The following is a 24759-nucleotide window of genomic DNA, read 5'->3' on the forward strand; positions in this document are numbered from 1 at the left end:
GTGGGGCTCGATGCACTCCGAGGTCCTGTTCGAGCACGCAGTGGCCGCCTCCGCGCTCTACATCGAAGTCGTGATGGCTGAGGCGTGTGAGGCGCTGGGGCTGGCCTCCGAGCCGCGGACCGTCACCGCCGGGCGGCGGCCGGTGATGGACGTCGCCGGGGTGCCGTATGAGCTGATCCGCTGGGCCTCCCGGCGCAGCGACCAGATCGCCGCCTGCCTGGCCGAGCTGGAGCACGAGTACGTCACCGCCGTCGACGACGACGGTGAGCCGCGGTTCCTGCCCGTGGTCTCCGAGCGGGCCCGCGCCAAGCTGAACCGGATGGCCGCGAAGAAGACCCGCCCGCCGAAGCAGAAGGGCCGCCCGCTCGCTCAGTCGCGCGCGTGGTGGAAGGCGAGCGCGAACCTTACCTCCGGTGTCGCCGCCGACGTCATCAACTCCCTCCTCGAGCACGCCCGCGCCGCAGCGGCGGCGATCCGGGCCCGGGTCGCCGCCGTGGTCGACGTCGCCCTGGCGGCCGTCGACGTCGCCGCGACGGTGTTCGTAATGAAAGGCGGCGGCCGGTTCCACCGCCGGCACCTGCTCGCCGAAGCCCGCCGTCACCTCGCCGAGGCCCGCCGTCACCTCGCTCTCGTCCTGCGCGGCCGCCGCCGCGAGCCAGGCCTGGACGAACGGATCGTGGACGCCGCGCTCGCCATGTACTGCGTCGACATCAGCGAGCCGAAGACGCTGCGCGGCCTGCTGCCCGCCTACCGCCTCCACACCGCCCGCTGGTCACTGGCCGACCTCACATCCGACCGCCCGCGCCCGCCCACCACCGCCCCCGACCGGCAGCCACCGGCCGACCCGAGCGCACCCGCCGCGCCCCGGCCTCCGGGCCTGGGGCCGGGGGAGTGGGACATAGCCGCACCGCCCTCAGCAGCCCGGATCGCACCGCCCTCAGGAGCCCGGACCGCACCGTGGCCGGGAGGCCGGCCACTGAGTGCATCCGGTGCCGCGCATCCGATGCCGTGCATCGCACCGGTAATGCCGCGCATCCACTCCACTCGGTGGACTCCACTTCTATCGCCGACGGACCTGAGCGTGCACCGCCCGTCCTCGAAGGTCAGGAGCAGACGGAATCCTCACCGGTGCCGTCTACGTAGGGGCGCACCTGGTGGTGGACCTCGTGGCCGCCTTCGATGACGAGCGTGAGGCGCAGAGCGTTCAGAGACCTGCATGCGAAGGCCGGTTCATCTGCCGGTGCACCAAAACCGTCCCGCCCCGGGTCCGGCGGGCCACCGGGCTCAATGAACCGCCGCCCGGCCACCCGCCACGACGTGGGCCAGCGTCCTCGCCTCCGGCGAGGCGTTCAGCCGTCCCACCCACCACAAGGTGGGCACAAAACCACTCCGAACTGGTTAAAGAAACAAGCTTGCTGACACTAACGAGTGACCGATCGTTCCCTTGAGCCCTCCTCGGCGTTCACACAGTAACCAGGCTGGGGAGGTGCGGGCGTGGCCGGCGCGGGTCGCAGCGGCCGGCATCTTCAGCCTCGGTACCCACCGCGAGTACGTGGTGGGGCAGCTGTGGCGTGCGCTTGGCGTGATGTCGACGCTCGGGCTGGGTGCGGCCGGGCGACAGGCGCAGGAGGCGGCTCGGTCAGCACGTGGAGTGGTTTGAGACGCAGGCTTCCCGCGCGGGTGGCCTCTGCGAACGGATGAACGCGGGCAGTGCCGCAGGGCCTCTCGCAGCGAGGAAACAGGAGACCCAGGCATGAGGCAGACGGCGGAAGGCGCGGCGGAGTCGGCCCTTCCCGAGGAGTTGGTGGCCCTGCTGACCGGCCACCTCAACGTGAAGGCGGATGCCGGTGAGCTCTCCGACAGGACGACGTTCGAGAGTCTTGGCCTGGACTCGCTGTCGCTGATGGAGTTGGTGGTGGCGGCGGAGGAGGAGTACGGGATCGTCCTGCCCGAGGACGCTCTGGACCTGCACCCGTCTTCGACCCTGGGCGAGGCGGCTCGGGCGTTCGAGCATGCGCGCTGAGATCGCGGTCACCGGGCTGGGGCTGGTGACTCCGGCCGGGCATACGGTGGAGGCGAACTGGGCGGCCCTGTGCCGGGGGCGTTCGCTGGCCGTGACGGATCCCGGCCTGGCGGGACTGCCCGTCGACTTCTCCTGCCGGGTGACGGACTTCGACGCCGAGACGGAACTTGGCCGGGCGTTGGCGCGGCGCGCGGACCGCTTTATTCAGTTTGCCCTCGTCGCCGCCCGGCGGGCCGTCGCGGACGCAGGCCTCGATCGCCGGACCTGGGAGGCGGAGCGAGTCGGTGTCGTGCTGGGCGTGGGATCGAACAGTTTGAGCACCTACGTCACTGAGTTCGGCCACCTCGGCTCCGGGCGGCCGGAGCGGGTCTCGCCGCTCGCGCTCCCGCGCAGCGTTCCGAGCATGGCCGCGGGGGAGGTCGCCATCGACCTGGGCGTGCGCGGCCCCAACTTCACCACCGCCAGCGCCTGCGCGTCGGGCGCCACCGCGATCGGAGTGGCCCGGGACCTGCTGCGTTCCGGTACCTGCGACATCGTGCTGGCGGGCGGCAGCGAGTCGGCTCGCTCGCGCATGACGGCCACGTGCTTCACGCGGATGCGGGCGCTGTCCCGGCGCAGGGCGGAACCGGCCCTGGCCAGCCGGCCGTTCGACGCCCAACGTGACGGCTTCGTCCTGAGCGAGGGCGCCGGCATCCTCGTCCTCGAACGCGCCTGCGCGGCTCGGGCCCGCCGGGCTCCCGTCCTGGCGCTGCTGCGGGGTTACGGTGCCGGCGCCGACGCGCACCATCCCATCGCCCCGCACCCGCAGGGCGACGGCGCCGTCCGCGCCATCCGCACCGCTCTCGCCGACGCCGGGTGCGGACCGGGCAACGTCGGCCACGTCAACGCGCACGGCACCTCCACCCCGCTGAACGACGCTGCCGAGGCACGAGCCCTCGTCCGCGTCTTCGGTGACGCCGGGCCGCCGGTCACCGCATCCAAGGGCGTCATCGGGCACGCGCTGGGGGCGGCCGGGGCGATCCAGGCGGCGTACACGGTTCTCGCGCTGCGGCATGCGGCCGTCCCGCCGGTGGCGAACTTCGAGGGCCAGGACGGGGACCACAAGCTGGACATCGTCGCCGGACGTCCCCGCCCCACGCGCGGCGACGCGGGGATCAGTTGCTCCTTCGGCTTCGGCGGCCAGAACGCCGTTCTGCTGTTCACGGCTTCCTAGTGCGAGCCAGACGAAGCGTCCGGCGGATGCAAGACGGAGGCACACGGATGGATGCTGCACGGTGCCGGGCCTGGCTGGTGGTGGTGAGCGCCCTGCTGGCGGCGGTGTGCGCGGGGCTGCTGGCCCCGGTTGCCTTCTCGGCGCTGAGCACGGGCGGCGCGGTTGCCACGGACACGGAGGCGATGCGCGCCAGACGGCAGGCAGAGGGGCTCGGCGTGCCCTCGCCCGATCTGCTCCTGGCCGTTTCACAGCGCACCGGCGGTGAACGGGAGGCTCGCCTCCGGGACGGCACCACGGCGATGGTGGAGACGCTGGCCAGGCAACGCGAGGTCAAGACCGTGTGGTCGGCACAGACCACGGGTGACACGTGGCTGCGTTCCAAGGACGGACAGACGCTGCTGGTCGCCGTACGGCTGAAGGGGACGGACAAGGAACGTAAACAGGTGGCACCTGGTGTGGTGGCGGCGGCCCGCTCGGCCGTCCCGGGGATGCGGGTGGAGCCCAGCGGCGAGGTGTGGGCCAACCGGGAGATCGACGAGACCGTCGAGCGCGATCTGAGCCGCGCCGAACTGCTGGCCGCACCGGTACTGTTTGTCGTTTTGGTCTTCGCCTACGGGTCCGTGGTGTCCGCGCTGCTGCCCGTGGTCGTGGCCGCGCTGGCAATCGGCTGCACCATCCCGGTCCTGGGCATGCTGGCCCAGGTGGCCGACGTGTCACGGGTCGCGGTGAACGCCGCCTCGGCGATCGGTTTCGGGCTGGCCGTCGACTACAGCCTCTTCCTGCTGGCCCGCGTACGGGAGGAGACCTGGCGGGGCGCTGACCTTCACACGGCGCTGGAGGCCGCCCGGCGCTCCAGCGGCCGTTCGGTCGTGTTCTCTGCCGCCGCCGTCACCGTATGCCTCGCCACCGCCCTGGTGGTGCCAGTGCCGATGCTGCGCGCACTGTCCCTGGCGGGCATGATCGTCACCGTGCTGGCGGCGCTGGTCGCCCTGACCGTGCTGCCCGCCTGTCTGCGGCTGCTCGGCCCCCGGGCCCAGGCAGTGGACCCGCTGGCGCGGTGGCGGCGTGCCCGTACCGGGGACGGGAGTGGCTTTTGGCATTGGACGACGTCTGCGGTCACCGCACGGCCCCTTCTGGCGGGCGGCCTGGCGGTGCTGCTGCTGACTCTACTGGCCCTGCCCTTCACCCACGCACAGCTCGGCATTGTGGACGAACGCACGCTGCGTTCGTCGGCTCCGGCTGCCGCCGCGGCCGAGCGTGTGCGCGCCGAGTTCACCGCGCCACCGGAGCGGCTCCTCACCGTGGTCGTCACCGGACCGCGGGCGACGGACGGCGCACCGGCGTACGGCGACCGGCTCGCCCGTGTCCCGGGCATCACCGGTGTCCGCGTGGTGCGTGTGGCTCCGTCCGGTGAGGCGGTTGTGCTGCTGGCGGCCACGTCCGCCGCCCCCGACACGCCGGAGGCGCGCACCGCGGTGCGCAAGGTACGGCAAACCCCCGCCCCGGGAAGCGTGGCGGTGGGCGGGCGGGCTGCGGAGATCGTCGACACGGCGGACGCCGTCTTCGGCGCCCTCCCGTGGTGCCTGCTTCTCCTGGCTGCGGGCATCCTGGCCCTCCTCAGCGCCTTTACCCGCACCCTGATTGCCCCCCTGAAAGCTCTGATAGTGGCCGTCGCCAGCCTCGGGGCGAGCCTGGGCGCGCTCGTCGTCCTCTTCCAGGAGGGCCACGGCAGCGCAGTGCTCGGCCACTTCACGGTGACGGGAACGCTTGACGCCTCGACGCTGCTGTTCGTCCTGTTCATCACGCTCGCCCTGTCGGTGGACTACGAGGTCTTCCTGCTCGGCCGCATCCGGGAGGAGTACAACCGCTGTGGCGACAACCGCACCTCGATCATTGAGGGCGTCGCCCGCACCGGCCGGCTGATGACGTCCGCCGCGGCAGCCGTGGCGATCTCCACCGCGGCCATGGCCACCTCCCACGTCGCCCTGCTCAAGTTCATCGGCATCGGCATCGCGCTCGGCGCGCTCGTGGACGCTGTTGTGGTACGGGGAGTTCTGGTGCCCGCCGTCATGGCGGCCCTCGGTCCTGCCAACTGGTGGGCTCCGGCCCGTATCAGGCCCCTCTTGTTGATCAGTACACCCGTGAGGAAAGGCGGAAGCTGACGTCAATGCGTCAAGCGACACATGACCGCACCCGGCAGTCGGCGGCTGCCGCGCCACGAGTGGTGGCGATCCAGACGGCCTTCCCCCCGTACCAATACCGGCAGGAAGAGATCCTGGCCGCCCTGGCCACCACGACGCTGCTGGAGTCCGAGATGGGCGCTCTGGTACTCCGCAAGATCCAGGCCAGCTCGGGCGTGGAGACCCGCTCGCTGTCCCTGCCGTTGGAGAAGCTCGTCGATCTCGCCCGCCGGGAGGACTTCACCGAGCAGAACCGCGTCTGGCTCGACACCGCCATGGACCTGGGGGAACGGGCGCTGATCGGCGCGCTGCGCACCGCAGGCGTCCAGCCGGAGGAGGTCGACGCGGTGATCAGCACCACCGTCACCGGGCTGGCCGTGCCGTCGCTGGAGGCTCGGCTCGCCCATCGGGTGGGACTGCGTCCGGACGTCAAACGTATCCCGCTGTTCGGCAGCGGCTGCGCCGGAGGCGCCGCAGGTCTGGCCCGGCTTCACGACTACCTACTGGCCCACCCCGACCAAGTGGCCGTCCTGCTCGCCGTGGAACTGTGCACACTGGCGTATCAGCTCAAGGACGGCTCCGTGGCGAACATCGTCGCCGGCAGCCTCTTCGGGGACGGTGCGGCCGCTGTCGTGACCGTCGGAGCCCACCGGGACGGCAGCCCTGCCGGGCCTGAACTGGTGGACACCCAGAGCCTGCTGGTCGCCGGCACCGAGGACGTCCTTGGCTGGGACATCGGCTCCCACGGATTCCGGATCCTGCTGTCGCCGGAAGTCCCGGCGCTCGCGGAGAAGCACTTGCCCGCGGCCGTCCAACCCCTCCTCGCACGGCACGCACTGACGCCGCACCAGATCGCGAGCTGGATCATCCACGGTGGTGGACCGAAGGTCTTCACCGCCGTACAACAGGCCCTGGACCTGCAACCTGGCGCCCTGGAGCTCACCCGGCGCTCTGTGGCCGAGCGGGGCAACCTCTCGTCCGTCTCCGTACTGGACATCCTGCACGCGGCCATGGAAACACCGCCCCCCGCACACGCACCCGGCCTGGTCGCCGCCATGGGGCCCGGGTTCGCCATCGAACTGGTCCTCCTCCGCTGGTAGGGGCCGCCCGCGCACCGGAACCTGCCGACCGCATGACAAGAAAGGCGTCTCAGACCGTGCCCGCCATCCCCGCAGACGTACGCATTCTGATCGACCTCGAACCGGTGGTCACCGACGCCCTCAACACGCACTTCCGGACTACCGTCGACTGGTACCCGCATCAGTACGTCCCGTGGAGCCAGGGCCGTGACTACGACGGTCTCCTCGAAGGGGAGCCATGGGACCCCTCACAGCAGAAACTGAACGCGGCCGCTCGGGACGGGCTCCTCTACAGTCTGCTCGCCGAAGAAAACCTGCCCAGTTACCACCGGGTGATCGGGGAAATGCTGTCGCTCGACGGCCCTTGGGGCGTCTGGGTCAATCGATGGACCGTGGAGGAGGCCAGGCACGGCACCGCAATCCGCGACTACCTCGTGGTCACCCGCAGTGCCGATCCGGTGCTTTTGGAGGACGCCCGCGCCGCGCATGTGCAGCACGGCTACGAGATCGACTACCGCGGCGACCTCATCGCCTCTCTGGTCTACGTCACCCTCCAGGAACTCGGCACCCGCGTCAGCTACCAGGGAATCCGCCGACTGTGCGACGAACCGGTGTGCGAGGCCCTGATGCAGCGCATCTCCCACGACGAGAACCGGCACATGCTCTTCTACCGGACCACCCTCCAAGCGTGTATGCGTATGCACCCCGACCGAACGCTTCAGGCCGTGGCGAAAGTCCTCAAGACATTCCGCCCCCCTGCCCACGCCGCACCCGGCTCCGGGCGGCTGATCAGCTCCATGGCCAGGTCGGGCATCCTCTCCCCGGAGACCTACTACAAGGACATCGCCCTCCCCTTCGTCCGCATGCTCGGCGCCCTCGACACCACCGGAGTCACACCGGCCGGACAGCACGCCCAGGAGGAGATCGCCGCCCACATGGAGGAATCAGCGGACCGTGCCGGCAGATACCGCGCCCTGGCCGAACGCCTCAACCGACTCGCGACCGCGTAAGACGAGACTTCCGCCGTCCCGGACTGACAAGGCCGATCCGACATGTCCCTGGGCTGGGTAACCATCCCCGTAAGCCTGTTCGTTCTCGTCACCGCCATGGCCGTTGTGCGCCTGGTCGAACTGACAAACGCCCGCCGCAACGCGCGATGGGCCATCGACCGCGGCGGCATCGAGTACGGGCAACGCCATCACCCCGTCATGATCACCCTTCATGTCGGCCTGCTCGTTGGGACCGTTGCAGAGGTCGCCCTTACCGACCGCGCCTTCGTTCCTCTGATCGGCTGGCCGGCACTGGTCGTCCTCATCCTCGTACAGGCAGGCCGCGCCTGGTGCATGAGGGCGCTCGGCCCCCGATGGAACACCCGCGTCATCGTCGTGCCTGGGCTACCGCTGGTAACCACCGGTCCCTACCGCTGGATGCGGCACCCCAACTACCTCATCGTCCTGCTCGAAGGCATCGCCCTGCCCCTCGTCCACACTGCATGGATCACCGCCATGCTCTTCACCATCGCCAACACGCCTTGGCTCGTTGTCCGCGTCCGCACGGAGAACGCCGCGCTATGGCCTGCGGCGGGACTAGCGGCACGGGGCGGTTCGTGAAGCTGTTCGCCGACCTTGCTGACGGCCCCTTCCGGCTCCGCAGCGTAAGGAACCCGAGCTGGCCGTGGCGAGCATGGGCGCTGGCCCTGCACTCCAGCACATCCCGGCAGCCAGACCATGTAATGCCCGAGCAGAAGCCGGTGGTACCTGTCTCTCCCACATCCGCCCTGACCGAGGCTGGCACATGATGGGCTCACCAGAGACTGGCGGGCTTGCCCGCTCCCTCCAGCACTCCCCTTCAGGTGAAGGATCCAGGGCCCAGGTAGAGGCGGAGGATTGGCCCGACCTGTGCGCGGTCCGTGGCCAGGAGCGGAACGGAACCGGTGGGGTCGCGTCATCGGTTGACGTCTGCGGCTCAGCCGCCCGCGGGTCACCTGTCTCCGGCGAGACCCAGGGCGGCCGGGACGGCGGCGAAGGCGTCGTGGAGGCGGTCGGTGAGGGCCGCACGGCCGCCGTCGCCGTCGTCGCGGACCCAGGTGCGGCCGGCCACGCTCCAGGCGGTGGTGGCCAGTTCGGCGAGGATGCGCGGCCGCATGTCGTCGGGGTCGAGGCCGAGCCTGCCTGCCAGGCAGATCGCGGTCTGGTCTTCCACTCCGGAGCGGTGGTACTCGACGTGGCCGAGCAGCGCGGGCGCGGTGAGGATCAGGCGGCGAGTGGCGATGTAGCGGCGGTCCCAGTCCGGCGGCAGGGTGCGGAGAGTATCGGTGAGAGTGTCGCGCAGCGCGTTCAGCACCGGTCCGGGCAGGTCTCGATCCGCCAGCGCGGACAGGTAGTTGGCCCACACCTCGGTCTCGGCCTCGACGGCCACCGCTTCCTTGGTCGCGAACGCGCGGAAGAACGTGCTGCGCGAGACCTCCGCCTCGTCGGCGATTTCCTCCACGGTGGTGGCGTCGAAGCCCTTTTCGGTGAACAGCCTCAGCGCGACGTCGGCGAGGGCACGGCGGGTGCGCAGCCGCTTGCGCTCACGGAGCGGCAATGAGCGGTCGTCGGGAACCATGCCAGGATCCTAACTCGACCGAACCGGAGTAGCTAAAGGGATTACGTCTCTTCTGAGACCTGTGCTTTTTTGAAACTCAGTGTCATTGTTGGGGGTGGCAGCAACGCGCAGCACCGAGGAGACCGACGTGACCACCACCACCGTCACCCTGAACCCGTCGATCATCGGCCAGGCCGAGAAGCATCACACCGCGATCCTGGCCCGGGCGCTGGCCGGTACGACGGTCGACGAGAAGCAGTGGATCACCCTGAACCAGGCTCTGGCCGCCGGTGCCCCGGTCGAACGGGACGCGCATGTCGCCCGCGTCGCCGGCCTGACCCAGTGGGTGCCCGCCGATGTCGAAAACGCCCTGGCGGCACTGATCGAGAGCGGCCTGGCGCAACAACTGCCCGACGGAGCGATCGAGGTCACCGACGACGGTCGGGCTTTGGCCACGAAGGTCCGTGCCGAAACCGGCGCGATCCTCGCCCGTGCCTACGGCTCGGTCCCGGCCGAGGAACTGGCCGCCGCCGCCCGCGCACTGGTCGCCATCACTGCCCGGATGGCGGATGAACTCGCCCACGCCTGACAACCGATCGCTTTCCTCACCTAGTGGGCACCGGCAGAAAGTGCCGCTGAAATGGATCACGGTCCTGCGGGGTTGGGGTGAGCGGATCGTCCGGGCACTGGATGCGGACTCGCGGGGCGGTCGACACGTCGTCCCCGACCTCGGCGCCGATGTCCTCGACGTCCAGTGCGTCCACGAGCCCGGGGCGCCAAGCGGCGAACTGGTAGGAGACGGGGATTAAGAGCCGGTCCCAGGTGCCGTCGGCGGACCAGCGGCGGAAGCGCTCGTAGAGCGTCCTGCACGGCCCGTACCACTCGGGCAGGTCGCGCCAGGCGACGCCTGTGGACAGCTCCACAGGATCCCGTTGACCACCTGACGGCGGTCCCGCACCGGCCTGCCCATCCGCGGTGGAGCCGGCAACGGCTCGAACAGCGCACACGAGTCACCGGTCAGCTCATGACGACGCACCACGACCAGGCCAACGAGGTCGCCGCTTTGCGGACATGACCTGGTTGGGTCGAATGCCAGTAAGGGAGTCTGAGAGGGCGGAATGTGAGGCGATGTGCGTTTCTCTGCCGCAGAGGGAGTAGCTGCGCTGGTTATCTGGGCGTTCTCCGCAGGCGCGTTTGTGCAGTTCATAGGTGCGTAGCGGGTCTCGGCATCCGCAGCATCGGCCGATGTCGCCGGCCGCCCGGACACCAGCTCCGGCCGGGGCGGCTGCGACACTGCCAGGCGACAGCGCCAGCCGTCGGCGCCGACCACATGCCTCGGGGGCACACATGGGCACATTCAAGCGCGTCAACCTGTTCTACGGCGTCGACCACGAGCAGGTGTACGCCGCGTCGGAGGAGTTCTGGCACCAGGAGGAGCACACGCTCAACCTGGAGGACGTCCACGACGTCAACCTCGATTCCTACGCTCTGCACGAGCGGCGCGGCGACTGGACCGTGCTGGAATGGACCCGAGGCCGGGAGTGGGTCCTGCGCCGACGCGCCCAGCTTCACGTTTCACGCGCCTACGACTGCCCGGACCTGCTGGTCTTCATCTACGACGACGACTTCTGGGGCTGCGTCCCAGTCGGCACCCCCGCCGCGGCGTGCAGGCTCCGGGTGTCGAGCACCACTAGGCTGGGGTCGGCTAATCGACCCCTCTTCTCGCGGACCTGCCAGCGCAGTAGGTCGTGAATGACCTGGTCGGTGCCGCCATTGCGCCACGTGTCGAAGGAGTACTTCACCGTGCCGACGGGCGGAAGGTCGTGCGGGAGGTAGTCCCACTGGCAGCCGGTCCGGGACTGGGTAAAGCAGCGCGTTGACGATCTCCCGCATCTCGTAGCGGCCCTCGTGGCCGCTGACGGAGGAGTGCTGGGCCTTCCAGGCGGTGATCACGGGCTCGATCAGCGCCCAGCGTTCGTCGGATAAGTCGCTCTTGCAGGGCCTGCGGTCACTCACCCAGCCACCCCAGCACGGCACCGCCCCGACGACCCGCCACGGAGGCAAAGGCCACTCGTTCAGGCGGCGACAGAACGGACAGCAGCTCACATTCCGCCCTCTGAAACCTTGCGTCCACTCGCGCTCTCCCCGGGAGCGGTTGGCGAGGTGGTCCGGGTCCTGGTCGTGCTCGCCCAATGCCGCCGGTGTCCTGTGCACCGGCGGTCCAGGCCACGGCGGGAGGAGCAAGGCACCATCCGTCCCGAGGTGACCACGGTCAAGGTCCGTCAGCGGTACCTGACGCCGGGTGAGGAGAGCAAGGGTGGCCCGCTGTACGTGATGTCGAAGCAGCCCGACGGCCGCTGGCGCTGAAGGCATGCCAGAACACGGAGGTCCCGCCCCGAGTAGCGGACCGGGCGGTCTGGCCGGGGCCCGTGCCCGCCGAACTGGGCAGGCACACCCGGGGCGTCAGGAAGGGCCGGGATGACGCCTTATGCTTCCGGGAAGATCATCTGCGCTTGCCATGCGCACTTCATCGAGAATCAGCGGGGACATGAGGAAGCACACACTGATCACCACAAGTCTCGTCTTGGCTCTCGGCCTTGTCACGGGCTGCTCCTCCGAGAGCGACGGCGGCAAGGCCAGGCCCGGCAGCGCGTCCCAGGACGGCAGGGCAGTATCCAAGCCCAAGGGGCCGCTCTACGCCGGCCCCGCGCTGCCAGGCCTCGCCGAGCAGCAGGCGTGGAGCCTGCCGCCGGCCAAGGCCGTCGACCTCGGTGACGTCCTGCTCTTCGTGAAGGTCGGTCAGGGTGACTACGCACGCGGGGGAGACGAGAACGACCCCCTCGACGGCACGGTCGGCACACTCTTCTCCGCCTACTCCTCGGACAAGCCGGAGGCCGTGACCCTGGAGTTCAGGGACGTGCGGACCGGAGCCGTACGCAAGTCCCTCGCCCTGAAGGCCAGCACCGTCGCTGCCACGACCTGGCACAACGGTGTGCCGGCGGTGGCGGTCACCACGACCCGCACGCAGGAGTCCGACGGGCTGAGCGCGGAGCAGAGCAGCATCACGGTCACGGTCTACGGAGCCGACGGAGCGCGGCTCGGCACGATGGAACACGCGGGCGACGGCAAGGGCGTCTCGATCCACGAAGGCCACCTGATCGAGCAGGACGGCGACGCGACCCTCAAGCTCACGCCCATCGACGGCGGCGAGCCGCGCAAGGTCACCTGCACGGGCACGCTCGCGCATTGCTCCTTTGACCCGCGGAACAACGAGATCGACGGCGGACAGGCGCACGCCCCACTGATCACCGGGGCATATGCCTTCCACGTGGAGAACGCGTCCACGTACGAGACCGATCCCGAACAGCTCGTCCTGTCCGAGCTGGAAACCGGGAAGAAGGTGTGGACCACGGCGGACGTCACTCCGCCCCAGGGTGTGGAGCTGGACAAGGACCACAAGCGCACCAGTGGAGCCGTCCGCGTCCTCGACGTACGCGACGGGCGCATTCTCACCGCGTGGGGCGCCGGCGCGTTTTCGCCGGACACCTTCGTCACAGCGACGTACGACCTGGCCAGCGGGAAGCAGATCGGCGGTTCGACCACGTATCGCTACGCCGACTTCCCGGGCGACACGATCAACACGGAAGGCTCTTCCGTCTTCTCTCCTGATCACAAGCTCGCCGCGGCTCACACGAAGGGCGGCACCGCCCTGTGGGACCTCGGGACCGGCAAGGAGCTGTGGAAGCAGGCGGAGGGCGAGACCTCGCTGACCCCTCGCCGCTTCTCCGCGAACGGCGTGCTGTACGGCGACACCGACAACGAAGGCGGGTCCGGCACGAGCGCGCTCGCAGTGGACGCCCGCACGAAGAAGGTCCTGGCCAAGGACCTGCCGAGCGACGGCATCCCGCTGTTCTCCCGCTCCACCGGCTACGGGTACCTCACCACGGACGACGGCTTCTTCGTCTTCGCGGCGCAGCGCCAGGACGGGTGACGACGACACAACAGGCCCCAAAAAGAGCGTTGCGTCCCGCCAGGTGTGCTTCATTGCAGTTCAGCTGGCGGACCGCCTCTTGCTGCCACCGCATTCGACGTGCTTGCGAGGGACCTGGAGACGCCCTTCCCGGGCGTGGAACTGCTAGGCGGCCGCAAGTCTGCCCGCCCACCGCTGTGGGAGAAGCGGCAGGCGACCGCAGCCAGGACGACGTCAGTTCCTGAGCGTGCGTGCGCAACGCCCCACAGGAAGCACGCCTTCCGAGTGAACGCGCCCCCACCCTGACTGTCCCGAAGCACCTGCTGTCTGCCAAAACGACGCCCGCGCGGGATGCGTCGGCGCAAACAACCGCTGGCAGCCCTCCGCCACCAGGCCGCCTCGATGACTGAAACGCGTCATGTCACGCAGCTCCAAAGCGAGTTGAGAGGGCGGAGCACTGATCCAATGTCAGTGGTGCCTGTACCGGCGGCTACGCGCTCGACAGGCGGGCGCTCTGACCAACTGAGCTACTGAAGCATGCGGAACGCCTGCGTCGCCGTGCGCACCCTCCCCGTCGTCCTGCCCGCCCGCGCGCGAGACACCCACCGAGGCTTGCTTGGGGTCACCTGCGGTCCCGCCCACACGTGTCCAAAAAGCCACTGGCGTTGGGGTTCGAGCGCTGTGAATGTGTCTCCGCCCGGCTAACCGGGCTGTGCCGACTTCGGAGGGGGATCCGCTTCATGCTGTCTCGCCGTACGTCCCTGAGATCCGCCGTCGCTGTCCTTGGCGTCGGTGCGGCGATCGTTCTGTCCTCGCCCGCGCCCGCTTTCGCCGCCAACGAGGGCGACCACTGGATCGCCACGCCGAACTGCGTTGCCGATCAAAAGATCGAACTGCACTACGTCAACGGTGGCTGGCATGATGAGCAGGAGCTGAACCCGACCGGGGCTCTTAGCGGCTGCGTGTTCAGCCTGAAGGACAACGGCACCACGATCTGGTCCTCGTCCGGTGCCGGCTCCGGCTGGTGGTACGACGGTCCAGGTCACTACATCTGCGCCTACATCACAGACGCCCGCGCCGGCGGAGTTATCGCTTCCGGCATCTGCAACTGAAGCCACACCACAAGGCCGGATACGTCGCCATGAACTGTGCGATACCGAGTGGGAGTTCGTTCGGCCGTTGCTGCCCGTGTCGTTGCGTGGGCGCAAGCGGCTGGATGACCGCAGGGTCCTCAACGGGATCGTGTGGAAGTTTCGTACCGGGACGGCCTGGCGGGATGTGCCTGAGCGGTACGGGCCGTGGGCCACGCTGCGCACCCGATTTCGCCGATGGGCGACGGACGGCACTTTGGAGCGGATGCTGCGCGCCGCCCAGTCCCGGGCGGACGCCGCCGGCGACATCGACTGGCTGGTGTCGGTCGACTCCACCATCGTCCGCGCCCACCAGCATGCCGCCGGTGCTCGAAAAGGGGCTCCGCAGCACGGCTCTCGGACGCTCCCGAGGCGGCCTGACCAGCAAGATTCACCTGGCCTGCGACGGTGCCGGCCGCCCGCTCGCCTATGTCGTCACGGGCGGCAACACCAACGACTGCACCCAGTTCACCGCCGTGATGGAGGCGATCCGGGTGCCCCGCACCGGCCCGGGACGGCCCCCGGGTGCGGCCCTCGCACGTCCTGGGCGACAAGGGCTATAGCTCCAGGGCGATCCGCACCTGGATGCGTCGACGCGGTATCAGCCACACCATTCCCCTAGCGAACCGATCAGGTCCGCAACCGGCTGAACCTCGGCAGCCGTGGGGGACGACCCCCGGTCTTCGACCGCGATACCTACAAGCGGCGCAACGTGGTGGAACGGTGCTTCAACAAGCTGAAGCAGTGGCGCGGCATCGCTACCCGGTACGACAAGACCACCGAGTCCTACCAAGCAGCCGTCACCCTCGCAGCCCTCCTGATGTGGGCGTGACATTTGACGACAGAACCTAGGGCCGTTGCAAAGTCCGGTGATCTTGTAGTGGCGCTGGTCAGGCGACGCCCACTGGGGCGACGCCTGATACGAGGTCAGGTCGGTAATCGCGTGTACGGGCTGGCGGCTGGCGGCTGGCGGTTCCGGTCGTGCGGTCGGTGCGGTGGCGCAGGATGCGAACAGCCTGGGCGGCGTGGGGAAGGTCCAGATCGAGGTCGGTCACGACGAGGGCCCTGGTCACCCGGGTTCCCGGCGGCTGGCCGATCTCCCGGTCGTAGCGGCGGCCCGTGACGTCCTTGCACGGCAGCGATCGCAGCCTGCGGCGCAGTTCGGGCTGGTTGGCCTTGACCACCAACAGGTAGTGCGCCTTCTTCTCGTCCACCAGGAAGCGCGCATGCGCGCGCTGGGTGTGCAGGGCGTCGGCCGTGACGGTGACCGGTCAGGTCGAAGGGCGCCAGTAACGTGGCGAAGCGGGTGATCTCGTTGGTCTTGACGAGGACCCGCAGCTGGGTGACGGTTCGGCCGTCTCCGGTCATCGCGGCCAGCAGGTGGGCGGCGGGCGTCTGGCCGTGTCGAGAGCCGCGGGCGGCCTTGCCATCGATCGCCACCGAGTCCGAGCCGGCAGGAGAGCGCCGGTTGGATCGGCCAGGCCACCAGGGCAGACCAAGCCGACAACCCGCCGAATCGTGGCGGCACTCGGCCCGACGTGCACGCTCAACGCTCCCACGACCCGGGCAGCCAGGCGGGCCAGGGCATGCCCCGGCGCGTTCGCGGACCACTGGCCGATGGCCGTATACGAGCGTGCGCCGGCGACAGCCGCCGAGGCGGCAACCAGCAGCACCGCCACGAACGGGTGACGCCCGCCTCGACGCCGCCGCGGATCCGGCGAACAGTCGCAACCGCTCCACCAGCGACAATCCCGAAGTGTCCTCCAGAGCGGGCGACTTGATCAGACAGGCGGTGGCAGACTGACGACACAGCGAAGCTCCAGTGGTACAAGGTGACTTGGGGAGGTCATCCCGTTCAACCGGAGCTTGGTTGCGTTCGTGACGTCCAACCCGCACTCCTTGGCCCGCCACGACCTGCGGACTCACATGATCACCGGGACTTTAGGACGCCCCTGCCCCGCGGGCTGCTGCGCTCAGGACTGGTCGTGCCAGGAGAATGCCGCGATCCGCCATCCCTCCGGGGTGCGGACGAACTGGAAGGTCTTGGTCCCGCCGCCCTCGAACGGCTTGCCGTCCAGGACGCCGGCCTTGCGGTACTCGCCGAAGCGCGACGCGATGTCACCCGCGATCTCGGTCCGTTCGGAGGTCTCCCACTCCGAGAACTCGACCAACCGGCCGTCGGAGAGCAGGCGTTCGCGAGGCTCGATGAACTCGTCCATGGTGTAGACCGTGTACTTCGGCCCGGTCAGCACGATCACGCCCCCCGGAATGACCAGCCGGCGGATCCGGGCCACGTCCGCGGCCTTGCCGCCGCGGTTGTCGAAGGCTCCGAAGAACTCGGCGGTTATGGCGTCGATCTCGATCTTGGACACCCTGCGACGGTAACACCGATAGGGGGCAACGGACATGGCGTCGAGGCAGCCTCCTAACAGGTCATCTCCTTTGGTGTACTCGATAGCCTTCCGCTGTGGGGATCGTTGAACGGCTGGTGCCGGATGAGCTGTGGGAGTTGTTCCAGCGGGTGGTGCCCCGGGCGCCGATATGGCCGCAAGGGGGTGGCCGGCGCCGGCATGGCTGCCTGGACCGTCTCGGCACGCTCCCGCCGCACCCGCCAGGCCTCTGAGCCGGCGAGTCTGTGCAGGGTGCGAAAGGTTATCCGGTAAATCCGTGTTCGTCCGGTGTGCCGGGGGTCGGCTGTGTGGCTCCGAAGCGGCGGTCGCGGCGGGTGTAGGTGTCGATGGCCTGCCACAGACAGGTGCGGTCGATGTCGGGCCACAGGATGTCGAGGAAGACGAGTTCGGCGTAGGTCGATTGCCAGGGCAGGAAGTTGGAGGTGCGCTGCTCGCCGCCGGTGCAGATGAGCAGGTCCACCTCCGGCAGGTCGGACTGGTGCAGGTGCGCGGCCACATGCCGTGGGGTGATGGTGGCGGGGTCCATCGTCCCCGCGGCCACCTCGTGGCCCAGTGCGCGGGCGGCCTGCGTGAGTTCATCGCGGCCGCCGTGGTTGACGCACATGTTAAGGGTCAGGGCCGTCCTGTTGCGGGTGGCGTGTTCAGTTCGACGCAGTGGGCGCACCAGGTCGGGGGGCAGCCCGTCGGGGGTGCCGGACCAGCGCAGCAGGACGTCGCGTTGCCAGACTTCCCCGGTTTCCATGTCGAGGCCGGCCTGGAACAAGTGCAGGATCGCTTCGGTCTCGGCGGTGGCACGCGTCCACTTCTCGGTGGACACGGCGTACAGGCTCAGGCAGGGCAGGCCGATCTCGAGGACCCCGTAGACGGTTTGCCGCACGGCGGCCTGGCCGGCTTCGTGGCCGGCGGTGCGCAGCCGGCCGCGGTGGGTGGCCCACCGTCCGTCGCCGTTCATGATGACCGCCACGTGCCGGAGGGGGGCAGGTGAGCGGGCAGTCGGGGCGGCCGGGCGCCGCTGGGGTGCGGCACCGGCGGCAGCAGCGCCGGCGTTCCCGATGCGGCCAGATCGCCTTCCGCGGAGCGTGGCAGCGGGATGGCGGCAGGCGACTGGACGGCGGTGCGCGCGTGGCGGCGCCAGCTCCTGGCCACGCGGAGCCGGCCGCGGGCCAGCGTGAGGTGGAAGCGGACCGGGTTGGCGCGGGTGCGGCCTTTCAAGAGTGTGTGGGGGTTTTGGTCGATGCGGTCGAGTTCGAGCCGGTGCAGGTCGGCGATGGTCCGCAGGGCGGCGGCCCTGGGCGGGTGCTCGCTGCCGGCGGTCGCGGTCTGTTCCAGCCACTGGCGGGTCTGGGCGGTCAGGGCGTGGATCATGTCGGTATACCGGCCTCGTGCCCGGCCTTGCGCAAGGTCCCCGGTGACGATGCCGTACTGGTCGAGTACAGCGGCCGGCAGTTTGACGAAGCCGCCAGTAGGCCGAGTACGCTGCCCGCGAGCGGGAGTACAAGGAGCAGCTGCGCCGCATCGCCGCACAGCAGAAGGCCAAGCGGGAAGCCAGCGGTCCCGTGTGCGCCGGCTGCGGCACCAGGTTCACCGACGAACGGTGGAAGGCCATCGAGCCGGCCGGGTGGGACGCCCCACGCGAGACCCACCCGCAAGTTTGAAGGCCCCAGGGGCCGGGCGGTCCTTCGGGTGGGTTCTTCAGAAACCCAACTGAAAGGCGATCAGGTGACCGGAGGAAGTGCGGACGGCTTCGTGACCGGCGGAGCGAAGGCGCCCAGGAGCGGGCCGAGCGATGGCGAGACTGGCGGTGTCAGTTCCTGGAGGGGCCGTTTCTCGGTGACTCGGGCGGGAGGCCCGGGGGAGGAATGGGCCAGACGACCGCCTGGAAGGGAATGGCGAGCAAGGCCCGGGGTGGAGGTCGCGGCCCGAGTGAGGCCGGGGCTGCCCCTACCCTGCTGACGTGTGCGCTGCGCCTGCGGCGCGGATGCGCTGGCCGAGGAAGAGTGCTGCGCGCTCCAGTGCCTCGTCCGCCTCGTCCAGGACGCCGGCGAACGACTGGAATACGTGCGGCACGTCGGCGGTGATGTCCAGGATGATGTCCACTCCGGCTGCCCTCGCACGCGCGGCCAGGCGCGTGGAGTCGTCCAGCAGGATCTCGTTGGTGCCTACCTGGATCAGCATCGGAGGGAAGCTGGTCAGGTTGGCGAGCACGGCCGGGCTGAGCAGGGGCTGATGCGGGTCGGCCCCGGCGAGGTACATGGCTCCGGTGTGTTCAACGGCCTCGCGGGTGAAGATCGGGTCGATGCCCGTTTTGGTGTCCATGCTCTCGCCGGTTCGGGTGGCGTCGAGGCCCGGGGAGAACGCCACGATGGCGGCGGGCAGTGGGAGGCCCGCGTCGCGGGCGGCGAGGCAGGTGGTGACGGTGAGGCCGCCGCCGGCGGAGTCGCCGGCGAACACGATGGTCGAAGGGTCTTTGCCGCTGTCGAGGAGGGCGCGGTAGGCGCTCAGCGTGTCTTCTATTGCGGCCGGGAACGGGTGCTCGGGGGCAAGCCGGTAGTCCAGCGAGTACGCCCCGAAGCCGGTCTTGGCCACGAGGTGGCCCGTCAGCGACAGGGCGGTCTCGGGAGAGCCGAATACCCAGCCGCCGCCATGGAAGTACAGGATCGTGCCGGCGCGCGGCCCGTTGTCCGGCTCGACATACAGTGCGGGTCGGTCGCCGAGCGTCGTCCGCGTGGTGCGGATGCCGTCGGGCACGATCATCCGGGCCATCAGCTCCCGGAATCCGGCTCGGATCGCCTCGACCGACCGCTGCCCCTCAGGTCGGGGCTGCCGCAGCATCGCGTCGACCTTCGCGCGCTGTTCCTTGCTCATAGGTACGCTCCCGCCATAGGTCAGTTCCATGGAACTATATGCCTTGGAATCTAACGTACACTATATGCCATGGCATCCACATCGAGCGGCGAGACGGCCGACCTCCCGGGCTTCTTCGCCGACCTGGTCCGTTGCGAGACGCGTCTGTACAACGCCCTCAACGACCGTCTCCGCGAGCAGCACGGGATCGTCACCTCGCAGTACGAGGCCCTGCGCTACCTACGCGACCACCCCGGGTCCCGCGTGGCGGACCTCGCCGCCGAATTCGCCATCGGTATCGGGGCGACCAGCAAAACCATCGACCGCCTGGAGAAGCAGGGTTGGGCCGCCCGACAGCCGAACCCAGCCGACCGCCGCTCCTCGCTGCTGGCCCTGACCGACAACGGCACGCAGCTCGTCGACGCAGCAGAGAAAACCTTCACCGCCAAAGTGGCCGAGCTGATCGGAGGCACTCTCGACGACTCCTCAGCGACGGCCGCCGCACAGGCCCTCTCCAAGCTGCGCTCCGTGCTCGAACGCAACCAGATCGGCACACCCGCGGGCTGACGAGCATCACCTCGGGCCGGGGCGGCGGCACCCGGCCTGCACGGGGTCAGCAAGCGGCCCAACGGGTCGGGCGCGCGGGGTCAGCCGTCCTCGGCGTCCTCGACGGCGTCCGGGTCCCGGAAGGGACGCAGACCCTGGCCGGGGCCGCTGGCTTTGATGTTGAACAGATAGTGGCCCAGGAAGTCGGTGTGCCGGTCCTTGAGCGGGGAGAGCCGGGCCACGTCCTCGTCCTTGCTCGACCCGGGGTGACAGCTCCTACCCTCGGTTTCTCGCTGATGTCCCGAGCACCCGACGAAGCGTCGTACTCCAGCTGCGGTTCCGGCGGTTCCGGTGCCGGAACACCAAGTGTCCGCGCCGGACGTTCGTGGAGCAGATACCCGGCCTGGCCCGCAGATATGGCCAGCGCACCGAGCGGCTGCGTTCCACCCTGACCTCAGCCGGCCTCGCCCTGGCCGGTCGAGCCGACGCTCGCTTGGCTGCCGTGCGTCTGCCACTGACCGGTGAACGGCTCTTCTGGCATTGCGGCGTCGGCGAACCGCTTGACCGTGCGATAGGTCATTCCGAGCTGCCGCTGTACCGAGCGTCGGCTATGCCCCGCTTTCAGCAGTGCGTGGACGGTGGCGTGCCGGGCCTGGGTCCGATCGGCGAATCGGTTTCTGCGCGGCCAAGGAGAACCGGACGATTCCGCTGCTGGAACGGTGTCGGGATTGGGTTCGGGGACCATGGGGACCAAAGCGCGGAGGCAGCGACGGTGCTGGGTAACGCTCCGCTCGGCAGCCTCGCTCAGGTTCTGCCAGAGATGCCACCGGTCCGCGACCTGGACGGCCTGCGGCGCACCGGCGCTGGCGCCCTCGGCGAAGAACGGCGCCCCGTCACGGCACACGACCTCGACCCCGGGCCGATCGGCGAGCCAGGCCGCCAGGCTCGATGCCTCCAGGTCGGGCAGTAGGTCGACAGGACGGCGGGTTTCGACGTCGACGAGAACGGTGCCGTAGTGATGGCCCTTGCGGGTGGCGTACTCGTCGACGCCGACCACACGCGGGGCCGGCACCTCCGGCTCGGGAAGAACGTCGACCAGGCGCAGGACGGTGCTGCGGCTGGCGGCGTGAACTGACGCCCAGCCGGCGCTAGCGTCAGCTGTGGGGCTACTCCTGCTCGGGGTGGCCCCACAGGGGTGCGGTCGGCCCGGGCGACGAGCGCCGGACCGGTCCTTCTGGATGTCGCGCTCGCCGTCGCGCTGGGCGGGGACTGCCTGGCCGATGTGGGCATGCTGCGGGCCGAGCCGGCCGTGTTCGGGCCGGTGGCCTCCGACCCCACGGTCTCCCGACTGATCAGCAAACTGGCTTCGGGCAGGTAGCAGGCCCTGGCCGCGCTGCGAACCGCCCGCGCCGAAGTTCGCGAACACGTATGGAAGTCGGTCGGTGAAGCAGTGCCGGACGCGGGCGGCCAGGTGATCGTGGACATCGACGGCGTCCTCGTCCTGGCGCACTCCGAGAAGCAGGACGCCGCCGCGACCTGGAAGAAAACATTCGGGCACCACCCGCTGATGGGATGCGTCGACCACGGCCGGGGCGGGTCCGGCGAGCCGGTCGTGGGCCTGCTGCGGCCCGGGCTCCAACACCGCCGCCGACCACATCGAAGCCGTCAGGCTGGCCCCGGCCCAGTTGCAATTTTCATCCTTACCATCTGAATAGTCTTATAATGAGGCATTCTGATCCCGCTCTGGTCTGGCGACCCTTCGGACCGGTGCTGGATGGATGATCATCGCCCGCCGGGCCCTCATCCGTCACAGCTGCACCGGAACCGGTCGCCGCCGGACAGGGGGTGCACGGCCATGACGGCGCCCATAGAGGTCACCGGCTCAGCTGCCGAAGCACAGCCGGAGTCCGTGCTGTCCGGGATGGGCGAGAGGATCGAGGGCCGGTCGCTCGGGCAGATCGCATGGATACGGTTCAAGCGTGACAAGGTCGCGGTCGCAGGCGGCATCGTCGTTCTCTGCCTGATGGTGCTGGCAGTCTTCGCCAAAGTCATCGAATCCGTCTTCAAGCTTGATCCGAACGCCTTCCACCAGAATCTGATCGACCCGGTGCAGCTCAGGCCCAAGGGGGCCTGGGGCGGGATCAGCTGGGGCCATCCCCTCGGCGTCGAGCCGCAGTTCGGCCGCGACCTGCTCGCCCGGATCATCGAAGGTGCGTGGGTGTCGCTGGCAGTCGCATTCGGCGCGACTTTGCTGTCGGTGACCCTCGGCACGGTGCTGGGCGTGGCCGCCGGCTACTACGGGGGCTGGGTCGACACCGTGATCAGCCGCCTCATGGACATATTCCTGGCCTTCCCACTGCTGCTCTTCGCGATCGCGCTGTCCGCATCGCTGCAGGGCGGTGCCTTCGGACTCCACGGGCTGACGCTCCATATCAGCGTGCTGATCTTCGTGATCGGTTTCTTCAACTGGCCCTATATGGGCCGCATCATTCGGGGCCAGACGCTCTCGCTGCGCGAGCGCGAGTTCGTCGACGCGGCACGCACCCTGGGCGCCAGGGGGCCGCACATCCTGTTCAAGCAACTGCTGCCGAACCTCGTCGCGCCGATCATCGTCTACTCGACGCTGCTGATCCCGACGAACATCCTCTTCGAGGCGGGCCTGAGCTTCCTCGGCGTCGGCATCCAGCCGCCGCAGGCGTCCTGGGGCGGCATGCTCAACCAGGCCATCAGTCTCTACCAGGCGGATCCGTGGTTCATGCTCGTCCCGGGTCTGGCGATCTTCATCACTGTTCTGGCATTCAACCTGCTCGGCGACGGACTCCGGGACGCCCTGGACCCGCGGAGCAAATGATGCGCGTACCGATTCCCGTCTCAGGCGAGGGGAGAGCGTCATGAGGAGATCAAGGATCACTTTCGTTCTCGCGGGGGCCGCAACCGCGGCGCTGGTCGTGTCGGGGTGCGGCGGCAAAGGCGGCAGCTCCGGCGGCGGAACGACGGGGAAGGCCCCCGCCTACAACGCCGGCATCACCGGCGTGGTCAATCCCTCCGACCACAAGGGCGGGACAGTGGTGTACCAGCTGTCGAGCACACCGGACTCGATGGACCCCGGCAACACCTACTACGCCTTCATGTGGAACTTCTCGCGGATTTACGCGCGGGCTCTGACCACCTACCAGCCGGCCCCCGGCAAGGCTGGTCTCAAGCTCGTACCGGACCTCGCGGCGGGGCTCGGCAAGCCCAGTGACAACGGCAGGACCTGGACGTACCACATCCGTCCCGGCCTGAAGTTCTCCGACGGCACACCGATCACGACCAAGGACGTCAAGTACGCCATCGAGCGCAGCAACTACGCGCCCGAGGTGATGTCCAACGGGCCCACGTACTTCAACGCGTACCTGATGGACAACACCCCCAAGTATCAGGGGCCGTACAAGGACAAGAGCGGCGGCCTGAAGTCCATCGAGACGCCTGACGACACCACCATCGTCTTCCACCTCAAGCAGCCGTTCGCGGACTTCGACTACCTGGTCAGCAGTCCGCAGACGGCGCCGGTGCCCAAGGCCAAGGACACCGGCTCGGACTACGTGAAGAACGTGATCTCGTCCGGCTCGTACAAGTTCCAGAGCTACCAGGACGGCAAGGGGGCGACGCTGGTGAGGAACCCGCAGTGGAGTGCGTCCTCCGACCCGATCCGCAAGCAGCTCCCGGACAAGATCACCGTCCAGTTCAACATCGCCCAGACCACGGTCGACCAGAACCTGATCGCCGGTAACGCGACGCTCGACGTCGCAGGCGCCGGCATCGCGGCGCAGAGCCAGGCCGCCACTCTGAACAATGCGACGCAGAAGGGACACCTCGACGACGCGCAGAGCGGCGCGCTCGCCTATGTGGCGATCTCGAGCGCCGTCAAGCCGTTCGACAATGTGCACTGCCGCAAGGCGGTGGAGTACGCGGTCGACAAGGTCTCCGCGCAGACCGCGACCGGTGGCGACATCCACGGCGACATCGCCACGACGATCCTGCCGCCCACCGTGTCCGGCCACGTCAAGTACGACGACCTGTACAAGACCCCTGGCTACAAGGGAGTGGACTCGCCCGAGGGCCTCGCCGCGGCCAAGAAGGAGCTCGGCCTTTGCGGCCACCCGGGCGGCTTCTCCACCAACCTCTCCGCCCGGTCCGACCGGCCCAACGAGATCGCGATCGCCCAGGCCGTCCAGGCCTCGCTGAAGAAGGTCGGGATCAACGTCGGCATCCAGCAGTACCCGTCGGGCAAGTACTTCACGGACAGCGCCGGCGCGCCGGCCTTCGTCCACTCCCACGGTCTCGGTCTGATGATGACGGCGTGGGCCGCCGACTGGCCGGACGGCTACGGCTTCCTCCAGCAGATCATCGACGGCAGGGCCATCAAGGCCTCGGGCAACAGCAACCTGTCCGAGCTCAACGATCCCGCCATCAACAAGATGCTCGACGCGGCCATCGGCAACACCGACGCCGCGGCCCGCACCAAGGCGTGGGGGGACATCGACAAGGCCGCGATGGCGCAGGCCCCCTTGGTGCCCCTGCTGTACCGGAAGGACCCGCTGTACCGCCCGGACCAAGCGACCAACGTGTTCGTCACCGAGGCCTACGGCATGTACGACTACCTGAACGTCGGCATGAAGTAGCCCTCACATGAACGTCGGCATGAGGTAGCCCTCACAGGCGCTCGGACCGTACGGGAACGCAGGAGCTGAGGAGCTGAGGAGCTGAGGAGCTGAGGAGCTGAGGAGCTGAGGAG

22 protein-coding genes and 5 pseudogenes are annotated in these 24759 nt (G+C 69.1%); 16 read left to right on the forward strand and 11 right to left on the reverse strand.

Going from position 1 to position 24759, the window contains the following annotated elements:
• The first annotated feature begins 10 nt into the window (after positions 1 to 10).
• From AC0B9F_RS18170 to AC0B9F_RS18200, 7 genes are all read left to right on the forward strand, one after another.
• On the forward strand, positions 11 to 1183 hold the full coding sequence (locus tag AC0B9F_RS18170) for a relaxase domain-containing protein (protein ID WP_472003696.1): 1173 nt from the start codon (positions 11 to 13) through the stop codon (positions 1181 to 1183).
• Between the two features lie 570 nt (positions 1184 to 1753).
• Entirely contained in the window at positions 1754 to 2023 is a 270-nt protein-coding gene (locus AC0B9F_RS18175) for an acyl carrier protein (RefSeq protein WP_472003698.1), read from the forward strand.
• Positions 2013 to 3236, forward strand: a complete 1224-nt coding sequence (locus AC0B9F_RS18180) for a beta-ketoacyl-[acyl-carrier-protein] synthase family protein (protein WP_472003699.1) — start codon at positions 2013 to 2015, stop codon at positions 3234 to 3236. The genes AC0B9F_RS18175 and AC0B9F_RS18180 overlap by 11 nt, the downstream gene beginning before the upstream one ends.
• A gap of 47 nt (positions 3237 to 3283) precedes the next feature.
• The gene (locus AC0B9F_RS18185) at positions 3284 to 5398 is read left to right on the forward strand and encodes an MMPL family transporter (RefSeq protein WP_472003701.1); all 2115 of its coding nucleotides are present in this window, start codon (positions 3284 to 3286) and stop codon (positions 5396 to 5398) included.
• A gap of 5 nt (positions 5399 to 5403) precedes the next feature.
• Positions 5404 to 6516: a type III polyketide synthase gene (locus AC0B9F_RS18190; RefSeq protein WP_472003702.1), complete on the forward strand. Its 1113-nt coding sequence runs from the start codon at positions 5404 to 5406 to the stop codon at positions 6514 to 6516.
• 56 nt (positions 6517 to 6572) lie between these two features.
• Positions 6573 to 7505 carry an acyl-ACP desaturase gene (locus AC0B9F_RS18195; RefSeq protein WP_472003704.1) on the forward strand — a complete coding sequence of 311 codons (933 nt, stop codon included), beginning with the start codon at positions 6573 to 6575 and terminating at the stop codon, positions 7503 to 7505.
• A gap of 42 nt (positions 7506 to 7547) precedes the next feature.
• Positions 7548 to 8105 (forward strand): isoprenylcysteine carboxyl methyltransferase family protein, encoded by a 558-nt coding sequence (locus AC0B9F_RS18200; protein WP_472003706.1) that lies wholly within the window; start codon positions 7548 to 7550, stop codon positions 8103 to 8105.
• 370 nt (positions 8106 to 8475) lie between these two features.
• Here AC0B9F_RS18200 and AC0B9F_RS18205 read toward each other — a convergent pair whose 3' ends face one another.
• On the reverse strand, positions 8476 to 9102 hold the full coding sequence (locus AC0B9F_RS18205; protein WP_472003708.1) for a TetR family transcriptional regulator: 627 nt from the start codon (positions 9100 to 9102) through the stop codon (positions 8476 to 8478).
• Between the two features lie 127 nt (positions 9103 to 9229).
• On the opposite strand from AC0B9F_RS18205, the gene AC0B9F_RS18210 reads away from it, so the two are divergent.
• On the forward strand, positions 9230 to 9670 hold the full coding sequence (locus tag AC0B9F_RS18210) for a hypothetical protein (RefSeq protein ID WP_472003709.1): 441 nt from the start codon (positions 9230 to 9232) through the stop codon (positions 9668 to 9670).
• A gap of 217 nt (positions 9671 to 9887) precedes the next feature.
• Here the strand turns inward: AC0B9F_RS18210 and AC0B9F_RS18215 are convergent.
• A pseudogene (locus AC0B9F_RS18215) lies at positions 9888 to 10120 on the reverse strand (transposase); the annotation flags it as partial.
• Positions 10121 to 10428: 308 nt separating this feature from the next.
• On the opposite strand from AC0B9F_RS18215, the gene AC0B9F_RS18220 reads away from it, so the two are divergent.
• On the forward strand, positions 10429 to 10833 hold the full coding sequence (locus AC0B9F_RS18220) for a hypothetical protein (RefSeq protein ID WP_472003812.1): 405 nt from the start codon (positions 10429 to 10431) through the stop codon (positions 10831 to 10833).
• Here the strand turns inward: AC0B9F_RS18220 and AC0B9F_RS18225 are convergent.
• Positions 10719 to 11097, reverse strand: a pseudogene (locus tag AC0B9F_RS18225) (transposase); the annotation flags it as partial. The gene AC0B9F_RS18220 and the pseudogene AC0B9F_RS18225 sit on opposite strands and share 115 nt — an antisense overlap.
• Before the next feature lie 532 nt (positions 11098 to 11629).
• On the opposite strand from AC0B9F_RS18225, the gene AC0B9F_RS18230 reads away from it, so the two are divergent.
• The 3 genes and pseudogenes from AC0B9F_RS18230 (at position 11630) to AC0B9F_RS18240 (ending at position 15013) form a co-directional block, all read left to right on the forward strand.
• Entirely contained in the window at positions 11630 to 13072 is a 1443-nt protein-coding gene (locus AC0B9F_RS18230; RefSeq protein ID WP_472003711.1) for a hypothetical protein, read from the forward strand.
• A 719-nt stretch (positions 13073 to 13791) separates the two neighbouring features.
• Positions 13792 to 14163 carry a hypothetical protein gene (locus AC0B9F_RS18235; protein ID WP_472003712.1) on the forward strand — a complete coding sequence of 124 codons (372 nt, stop codon included), beginning with the start codon at positions 13792 to 13794 and terminating at the stop codon, positions 14161 to 14163.
• 19 nt (positions 14164 to 14182) lie between these two features.
• Positions 14183 to 15013: pseudogene (locus AC0B9F_RS18240) on the forward strand (IS5 family transposase).
• 58 nt (positions 15014 to 15071) lie between these two features.
• Here AC0B9F_RS18240 and AC0B9F_RS18245 read toward each other — a convergent pair.
• The 6 genes and pseudogenes from AC0B9F_RS18245 to AC0B9F_RS18270 all read right to left on the reverse strand — a co-directional run bounded on the left by AC0B9F_RS18245 (position 15072) and on the right by AC0B9F_RS18270 (position 19487).
• Entirely contained in the window at positions 15072 to 15395 is a 324-nt protein-coding gene (locus AC0B9F_RS18245) for a hypothetical protein (RefSeq protein WP_472003714.1), read from the reverse strand.
• 150 nt (positions 15396 to 15545) lie between these two features.
• Positions 15546 to 15887: pseudogene (locus tag AC0B9F_RS18250) on the reverse strand (transposase family protein); the annotation flags it as partial.
• A gap of 267 nt (positions 15888 to 16154) precedes the next feature.
• Entirely contained in the window at positions 16155 to 16553 is a 399-nt protein-coding gene (locus tag AC0B9F_RS18255; protein WP_472003715.1) for a nuclear transport factor 2 family protein, read from the reverse strand.
• A gap of 280 nt (positions 16554 to 16833) precedes the next feature.
• Positions 16834 to 17556, reverse strand: coding sequence for a polyprenyl diphosphate synthase (gene uppS, locus AC0B9F_RS18260; protein WP_472003717.1), 723 nt, complete (start codon positions 17554 to 17556; stop codon positions 16834 to 16836).
• A complete protein-coding gene (locus tag AC0B9F_RS18265) occupies positions 17541 to 18116 on the reverse strand; it encodes a squalene/phytoene synthase family protein (protein ID WP_472003719.1) in 576 nt (191 codons plus the stop codon). The genes uppS and AC0B9F_RS18265 overlap by 16 nt, the downstream gene beginning before the upstream one ends.
• A 417-nt stretch (positions 18117 to 18533) precedes the next feature.
• Entirely contained in the window at positions 18534 to 19487 is a 954-nt protein-coding gene (locus AC0B9F_RS18270; RefSeq protein WP_472003721.1) for an alpha/beta hydrolase, read from the reverse strand.
• Positions 19488 to 19526: 39 nt separating this feature from the next.
• Here AC0B9F_RS18270 and AC0B9F_RS18275 point away from each other — a divergent pair, with 39 nt between their 5' ends.
• Positions 19527 to 20003, forward strand: a complete 477-nt coding sequence (locus AC0B9F_RS18275; RefSeq protein WP_472003722.1) for a MarR family winged helix-turn-helix transcriptional regulator — start codon at positions 19527 to 19529, stop codon at positions 20001 to 20003.
• 80 nt (positions 20004 to 20083) lie between these two features.
• On the opposite strand, the gene AC0B9F_RS18280 is transcribed toward AC0B9F_RS18275, so the two are convergent.
• A complete protein-coding gene (locus AC0B9F_RS18280) occupies positions 20084 to 20224 on the reverse strand; it encodes a hypothetical protein (protein ID WP_472003724.1) in 141 nt (46 codons plus the stop codon).
• Between the two features lie 212 nt (positions 20225 to 20436).
• On the reverse strand, positions 20437 to 21054 hold the full coding sequence (locus tag AC0B9F_RS18285; protein WP_472003726.1) for an ISL3 family transposase: 618 nt from the start codon (positions 21052 to 21054) through the stop codon (positions 20437 to 20439).
• 150 nt (positions 21055 to 21204) lie between these two features.
• Here AC0B9F_RS18285 and AC0B9F_RS18290 point away from each other — a divergent pair.
• The 3 genes and pseudogenes from AC0B9F_RS18290 to AC0B9F_RS18300 form a co-directional block, all read left to right on the forward strand.
• A pseudogene (locus AC0B9F_RS18290) lies at positions 21205 to 21670 on the forward strand (transposase); the annotation flags it as partial.
• A 167-nt stretch (positions 21671 to 21837) separates the two neighbouring features.
• Positions 21838 to 22833 carry an ABC transporter permease gene (locus tag AC0B9F_RS18295; protein WP_472003728.1) on the forward strand — a complete coding sequence of 332 codons (996 nt, stop codon included), beginning with the start codon at positions 21838 to 21840 and terminating at the stop codon, positions 22831 to 22833.
• A gap of 40 nt (positions 22834 to 22873) precedes the next feature.
• The gene (locus AC0B9F_RS18300; protein ID WP_472003729.1) at positions 22874 to 24646 is read left to right on the forward strand and encodes an ABC transporter substrate-binding protein; all 1773 of its coding nucleotides are present in this window, start codon (positions 22874 to 22876) and stop codon (positions 24644 to 24646) included.
• Positions 24647 to 24759: the final 113 nt, after the last annotated feature.

It is taken from the genome of Streptomyces sp. NPDC097129, from assembly GCF_055668065.1.

Coding starts and splice junctions, on each gene's coding strand:
- AC0B9F_RS18300 (WP_472003729.1), top strand. CDS start 22,874: ATGAGGAGATCAAGGATCACTTTCGTTCTCGCGGGGGCCGCAACCGCG.
- AC0B9F_RS18190 (WP_472003702.1), top strand. CDS start 5,404: ATGCGTCAAGCGACACATGACCGCACCCGGCAGTCGGCGGCTGCCGCG.
- AC0B9F_RS18175 (WP_472003698.1), top strand. CDS start 1,754: ATGAGGCAGACGGCGGAAGGCGCGGCGGAGTCGGCCCTTCCCGAGGAG.
- AC0B9F_RS18200 (WP_472003706.1), top strand. CDS start 7,548: ATGTCCCTGGGCTGGGTAACCATCCCCGTAAGCCTGTTCGTTCTCGTC.
- AC0B9F_RS18295 (WP_472003728.1), top strand. CDS start 21,838: ATGACGGCGCCCATAGAGGTCACCGGCTCAGCTGCCGAAGCACAGCCG.
- AC0B9F_RS18180 (WP_472003699.1), top strand. CDS start 2,013: ATGCGCGCTGAGATCGCGGTCACCGGGCTGGGGCTGGTGACTCCGGCC.
- AC0B9F_RS18220 (WP_472003812.1), top strand. CDS start 10,429: ATGGGCACATTCAAGCGCGTCAACCTGTTCTACGGCGTCGACCACGAG.
- AC0B9F_RS18185 (WP_472003701.1), top strand. CDS start 3,284: ATGGATGCTGCACGGTGCCGGGCCTGGCTGGTGGTGGTGAGCGCCCTG.
- AC0B9F_RS18275 (WP_472003722.1), top strand. CDS start 19,527: ATGGCATCCACATCGAGCGGCGAGACGGCCGACCTCCCGGGCTTCTTC.
- AC0B9F_RS18235 (WP_472003712.1), top strand. CDS start 13,792: ATGCTGTCTCGCCGTACGTCCCTGAGATCCGCCGTCGCTGTCCTTGGC.
- AC0B9F_RS18230 (WP_472003711.1), top strand. CDS start 11,630: ATGAGGAAGCACACACTGATCACCACAAGTCTCGTCTTGGCTCTCGGC.
- AC0B9F_RS18205 (WP_472003708.1), bottom strand. CDS start 9,102: ATGGTTCCCGACGACCGCTCATTGCCGCTCCGTGAGCGCAAGCGGCTG.
- AC0B9F_RS18270 (WP_472003721.1), bottom strand. CDS start 19,487: ATGGAACTGACCTATGGCGGGAGCGTACCTATGAGCAAGGAACAGCGC.
- AC0B9F_RS18170 (WP_472003696.1), top strand. CDS start 11: ATGCACTCCGAGGTCCTGTTCGAGCACGCAGTGGCCGCCTCCGCGCTC.